The organism is Chryseobacterium edaphi (assembly GCF_025628985.1).
Taxonomy (GTDB): domain Bacteria; phylum Bacteroidota; class Bacteroidia; order Flavobacteriales; family Weeksellaceae; genus Chryseobacterium; species Chryseobacterium edaphi.
Genome location: NZ_JAOTEM010000002.1, coordinates 836,489 through 842,677, shown reverse-complemented (window position 1 = coordinate 842,677; position 6,189 = coordinate 836,489). Strand labels below are relative to the sequence as shown.

Genomic DNA, 6,189 nt, shown 5'->3' with positions numbered 1-6,189 from the left:
TTTTGATGACCCTAATCTCTTATCTCAACACCTAATCTATCCACTCCTGCGCTCCCAGTATCGGGACTGCAAAGATAAAAACTTTTTTTATTCCCACAAATTTTATTTACACAAAATTTATTGAGATTTTTAAGTTAATTCCTATTCAGAGTTTTTTGTTCCTGCCCATCTAAAGGCTCTTCTGCGCTACCTCAAACTTCCGTTTTTCAGTGGGGCAAAAGTAGTACGTTTCCCCCTCTACTTCCAAATATATTTAACATAATGTTTAACTTAAATTCATATTCAATCCTAAAGCACTGATAACCTGAAACAAAAATTTAAACTGAGGTTGGGTAATTCATGGGGAGGTTCGAGAGTTCGAGAGTTGGAGAGTTTTAGCGTAGATGCGTCGGACGTTTAAAGGATTTTTAGGTTTGAGTTTTGGAAGCGAAGGTGTAGAGCTTGAACGACGGTGGGATAATAAAGGTTGGAAAATCATCATATATTTAAAGCAAAAGGTTTTTAGTTATTAGAGATAATTTAGGTTGAAGTGTGAAGAAACAGAGAATTATGAGAAATCGACTTTCTAAATAGTATATAAAAAAAGAAAAGTTGGAAATTGATATTTAAGTAGAAGTTTACAAATCATATGTAGAGATGCCGCTCTTACGGAGCTCAAATATCATTCATTACTCTTTTCTACAAACATAACGCTCCAATGGAGCTAAATTCGAATCAAATTATTTTCTTGCAAACGCTTTGATTCTATGAGCAAATATAGAGTTTGCCGAAACCTTAAAAACATGTTGGAAAAATCGGATAGAGTTTTTGAGTGCTAATATGAAGGTAAAACTTAGCACACTTCTGCAAACTAATAGATAAGTTTACTCTTTGTGACAAATCTCAATCCTTAACCGCTCTCTTAGCCCCGATCGAAACGGCATCCTTTTTTGGATGGACGCTGCAAAGCAGCGGGCATCAAAAAAAGATATAGTGGAGAGCGGGATTAAGCTCCTGAAAAAAAATGCATTATCATATAATGGTATTATAGTGTACAAACAAAAAAGTCCGGCATAGGCCGAACTTTCTATTATATATGTAAACTTATTTTGTCAACTTCGTTGTTGGAATAGAAACTGTCCCGGGATCTTTCCACAGACCGTCTTTTTCGGCTCTCTTTTTAATGGCTTCTGCCCTTTTGTTGCTATCGGGATGAGAATTGAACATTTTCTGAAAACCCGATTGCGCCGTTCCACCTTCGGATAACAATGCCAATTTTTTGAATGCTGTGTATGCTCCTACCACATTATAATTGTTTGCTTTCATAAAATCATAGGAATACAAGTCTGCTTCAGATTCCTGCTTTTTGCTATGTGAAGCATCAAGAAATGCGTTTGCCATCTTTCCTACCTGACTTTCATTCAATGTAGCAACCGTAGAGGAAGCTGATGAAGCAGCATCTAAAGCCGCAGCTTTTAAGTAAGCAGATTTGATTGCATCTTTTGTATCCTGATTTTTAACGTGACCAATCTCGTGACCGATAACTGCTAACAATTCAGCATCTGTCATGATATCCATTAAGGAAGAAAAAACACGAACACTTCCATCTGCACAGGCAAAAGCATTAATATCTTTTACTTTATAAACTTTATAGTTCAGATTTAGCCCATCCTGAGACTTGTGTTTTGCGAAAAGCTTATTTAATCTAATGGTGTAAGGATCTTTTGGTCCGGCAATCGCATTATTTTTATCCATGTAATCTACAGATTCTTTGGAAAGTTTTATTGCATCTGCATTGGTAAAAGTTAATGCCTTTGCTCCTTTAGATACAATATCGGTAGCTTTTCCGAGATTAATTTTTTGTGCATGAACTGCATTGATTGAGCCTAAGAATATTGCTCCGATAATAATTTTTTTCATATTACATAATTTAGTCTAGCCAAGATAATACTTTTTTATCAAAAATCCTCTTTCGGAGAAGTACCGAAAGAGGATTTAACCTAAACTATATAAACTAAATTAATCTATAAATAAGGATGCAATTGCCGTAGCTTCTGTTCCTGTCAATATTTCATCGTAAGCTGCAGAACCTGCTGCTGCCCCAAAAGCAGTTGCAGTATTGAATCCTGCTTGCATTGTTACATCTTCTCCATTATATACAGGATTGGTTGCGGCAGGCATATTTCCGCCATTTGCCAATTCGATCCATCCTTTGTTTGCACGCATTCTACGAACCATTGATGCATGTCTCGCTTCTACAGAGTGAATCTGTAAAGCTGCCTGAAGAACATCTTTGTTTGACATTACATTTCCTGCTTGTCCTTTATAAGCTCTAACTCCTGTATCTTCGAAAGCCTGAGCTAACGTAAGAAATTGCTGATAATTTGTAAAAGGTGTAAAAGCACCATTCGCTGTAAAGTCAAAAGTTGGTTTTGCAACCGGTGCAGTTCCTAATGACGTCAATGTGCTTTTAAGAAAAGTAACGTGAGCTGCCTCATGTTTTGAAATTTGTTGAAAAACTACCTTATCTGATGCAGGAATAAGGTTTGCAGTAGCGAGTCCTATTTTGTAATATTCGTCTTCTAAATATTCTAATGTTAAAGCCAACTGAAGAGCATCAGTCAATGCACTTTTCATTGCTAAAGTTGGTTCTGTTTTGGTTTCAGCCTTTGCAGAAGTTGCCATAAAGCTTCCTAATCCCAAAGGTATTGCAGCAATTGCCGCTTTTTTACCGAATGAAGTAAGATCTGAAAGGTTATCTAATCTTGACGTTTGTTTTGTAAAAAAAGAATCGTCAGAAAGTTTATCTAATAATTTTAAAATGTTCATAATAATAGATTTTGAAGTGAATAATTAATTAATACCTCTTTCTTTCCAGGTAAATGGAGTTTTAATAAATCCTCCGGCTGCCGCAACGACATCCTTCGGTTCTTTTGCTACATCAAGACCTGTAGTAGGATTTACTACATCATCTCCTGAGAAAGCTGCAGTTAAAGGATTAATCAAATCTCTGATTGCTGATGCGTGTCTTGCTTCTACAGAAACAATTTTACCTGCAAGTACAAGATAAGCAGGATTGGTAATATATTTACCGGCAGCATTGTAAGCTGCAACACCCGTATCTTCTAAAGCTTTTGCAGTTGCCAAAACTGAATTTCTGTCATTGAAATTTACATTCGGATACTGAAACTCAAGTGTCGGTAAGACGTTTGTCGTTGCACCTGTAATTGCAGCCTTGAAGAAATCTCTGTGAATTACCTCGTGGTGATACAAATCTGTTAAAACTTCTTTTTCTGCATTTGAAATTCCTGCATAGAAATTATTAACAACTTTCGTGTAAAAATCAGCTTCCAACTGTTCGAGAGCATATGCGTAGTTTAAGACACCTACGTCACCTGAACCTAGATCGAATATTTTATTATCATTGTATTCAAAATCGTCATCGTCACAGCCTACCAAAGTAAGCCCTGCAACGGCAATACCGATGCCGCTTAGTTTAAGAAAGTTTCTTCTGCTGGTATCAAGGGTGGCTCCCTGATTAGAAACATAGATTGGTTTTTTCATAATATTATTTTTAGAAAGGTTTAGTACTTTTAATGATATCTACGATAATAGTTTTGGTTTGGTTTTCATATTTTTAAAAAAAATTAATTTTTATTAAATTAATATTCAGAAAATATCAAAAAACATTGACACCTAAACAATTACAATACCATGGAGATAAAGTGTGGTATCTAAACATCAAATCTTTTTTAAAATAAATTTTACTTATTTTTGTGAAATGAGTCAAAAATGGATTTATAAAACCGAACCTGATGAAGAAACTGTTGATGGACTGAGTTCGTCGCTTGGTTTTGGAACTTTTGAATCCAAACTGTTAGTTCTTAGAGGAATTGACAATTACCAGAAAGCGAGAGAATTTTTCAAGCCCAATTTAACGGATATTCACAATCCTTTTTTAATGGCAGATATGCAAAAAGCTGTTGAGCGTGTTGCTACAGCTATTGAAAACGGTGAAAAAATAATGGTTTACGGCGACTACGACGTCGACGGAACTACTGCAGTTGCGCTTACTTATCTTTACTTAAGAAAAATTGTTCAGAAAAAATATTTAGATTTCTACATTCCCGACAGAAATTCTGAAGGGTACGGAATTTCTACGGAAGGTATTGATTTTGCGAAAGAAAATGGTTTTTCGCTGATCATCGCGTTAGACTGCGGAATCAAGTCGATTGACATGATTAACTATGCTAAAGAAAAAAACATAGACTTTATCATCTGTGATCACCATTTACCCGGAGACGAAATTCCTGCTGCTGTAGCGGTTTTGGATCCTAAAAGAAGTGATTGCAGATATCCTTTCAAGGAACTTTCCGGATGTGGTGTTGGTTTTAAATTGTGTCAGGGATTAAACACGATCTACAAAATTCCCGAAACGGAATTATTTGAACTGACTGATCTTCTTGCCATCTCCATTGCTGCAGATATCGTATCTATGACTGGTGAAAACAGAGTTTTGGCCAAAATGGGACTTAAAGTTCTCAGAAAAACCCGTAATCTAGGTTTAAGACTTCTTATTCCTGAAGACAAACTTTCAAATTTTGAAATTTCAAATATTGTTTTTGAAATCGCTCCGAAAATCAATGCAGCCGGAAGAATTTCGCAAGGAAAAGCCGCAGTAGAACTAATGGTTTCGGATAATCTGAAACACGCTCAACAAATTGTCGGCGACATCATGAATCTGAATGATGAAAGACGAGAACTCGATATGTTTTCTACTGAATCTGCATTAAAACAAATCATAGAATCTCAACAGGAAACAAAATACACAACAATTGTCTACCATCCGGAATGGAACAAAGGGGTCATCGGAATTGTTGCTTCAAGACTTATAGAAACTTATTATAAACCAACTTTGGTTTTCACTGACGGAAATAATGGCGAGATGGTAGCTTCCGCAAGATCTGTTTCAGATTTTGATGTGCATGAAGCTTTAGATTTGTGTTCGGAATACTTTCTGAAGTTTGGTGGGCATCACGCTGCAGCCGGACTTTCGATGGAAAAGGATAAGTTTGAAGATTTTAAAATTAAATTTGAAAAAACCGTTGCCGAAAAAATCAAAGATCATCAGAAAGAACCTTCAATAACTATTGATGCCGATTTGCAAGTCGATGAAATTAACAGAGATTTTATCAACTTCCACAGAAAATTGGCACCATTTGGTCCTCATAATATGAAACCGAATTTAGTTTTAAGAAATCAAAAGATTGCAGGTTACCTCAAAACGATGGGTAAAGACAACAATCACCTTAAATTTTATATCAAACAGGAATCTACCGGAAGAAATATCGAATGTGTAGGTTTTAAATTAGGACAGTTTGCCGATGATTTCAGAAATAAATCTTTTGATATCGCCTTTACTTTAGAAGAAAATCATTGGAAAGGAAATGTGACACATTATCTTAATATTCGGGATGTGAAGTTTATAGAAAGCGAATAAGTGAATTTTCTTTCAGAAGTGAGTGGTGAATTTCCAAAATCACTTTTCAAATAGATATTTTTTGAAATTGACAAGTGTAGCATATTCACTTGCAAAGCAAAATTGACAATTGACTTTTTAATATGAAAAAAATCGGTTTATTTTTCGGCTCTTTTAACCCTATTCATATTGGCCATTTGATTTTGGCTAATTATATTCTTGAGAATTCAGATATGGATGAACTGTGGTTTGTGGTGAGTCCGCAGAATCCTTTTAAAGAAAAAAAATCGCTTCTGAAAGATCACAACCGTTTGGATATGGTGCAGCTTGCGGTAAAAAATTATCCTCAAATGCGTGCTTCAAATGTAGAGTTTTCTTTGCCAACACCAAGTTACACAATTGATACTTTAACTTATCTTCAGGAAAGACATCCTGATTATTCTTTCAGTCTGATCATGGGAGAAGACAACCTCAACGGACTTCAAAAGTGGAAAAATTCTGATATTTTAATTAAAAATCATCATATAATCGTTTATCCGAGAGTTTTTGAAGGTGAGAGAAAAGATTCTGAATATCTTCAGCATGAAAATATTTCGATGATCAAAGCACCTGTGATAGAATTGTCGGCAACAGAAATACGAAATATGATCAAAGAAGGAAAAAATGTGAGACCGATGCTTCCACCGGAAGTTTTTGAGTATTTGGATGGCAGTAGTTTTTATAAATAGAAT

5 protein-coding genes are annotated in these 6,189 nt (G+C 35.4%); 2 read left to right on the top strand and 3 right to left on the bottom strand.

Going from position 1 to position 6,189, the window contains the following annotated elements; translation table 11 throughout:
* Positions 1-1,083 precede the first annotated feature (1,083 nt).
* From NZ698_RS12255 to NZ698_RS12245, 3 genes are all read right to left on the bottom strand, one after another.
* Positions 1,084-1,899: a M48 family metalloprotease gene (locus tag NZ698_RS12255; protein WP_263003403.1), complete on the bottom strand. Its 816-nt coding sequence runs from the start codon at positions 1,897-1,899 to the stop codon at positions 1,084-1,086.
* Between the two features lie 99 nt (positions 1,900-1,998).
* Positions 1,999-2,808: a ferritin-like domain-containing protein gene (locus NZ698_RS12250; RefSeq protein WP_263003402.1), complete on the bottom strand. Its 810-nt coding sequence runs from the start codon at positions 2,806-2,808 to the stop codon at positions 1,999-2,001.
* Between the two features lie 24 nt (positions 2,809-2,832).
* Positions 2,833-3,543 (bottom strand): ferritin-like domain-containing protein, encoded by a 711-nt coding sequence (locus NZ698_RS12245; RefSeq protein ID WP_263003400.1) that lies wholly within the window; start codon positions 3,541-3,543, stop codon positions 2,833-2,835.
* A gap of 217 nt (positions 3,544-3,760) precedes the next feature.
* Here NZ698_RS12245 and recJ point away from each other — a divergent pair, with 217 nt between their 5' ends.
* Together recJ and nadD are read left to right on the top strand one after the other, a co-directional pair.
* On the top strand, positions 3,761-5,479 hold the full coding sequence (gene recJ / locus NZ698_RS12240) for a single-stranded-DNA-specific exonuclease RecJ (protein ID WP_263003399.1): 1,719 nt from the start codon (positions 3,761-3,763) through the stop codon (positions 5,477-5,479).
* A gap of 122 nt (positions 5,480-5,601) precedes the next feature.
* On the top strand, positions 5,602-6,186 hold the full coding sequence (gene nadD / locus NZ698_RS12235) for a nicotinate (nicotinamide) nucleotide adenylyltransferase (protein ID WP_263003397.1): 585 nt from the start codon (positions 5,602-5,604) through the stop codon (positions 6,184-6,186).
* Positions 6,187-6,189 lie beyond the last annotated feature (3 nt).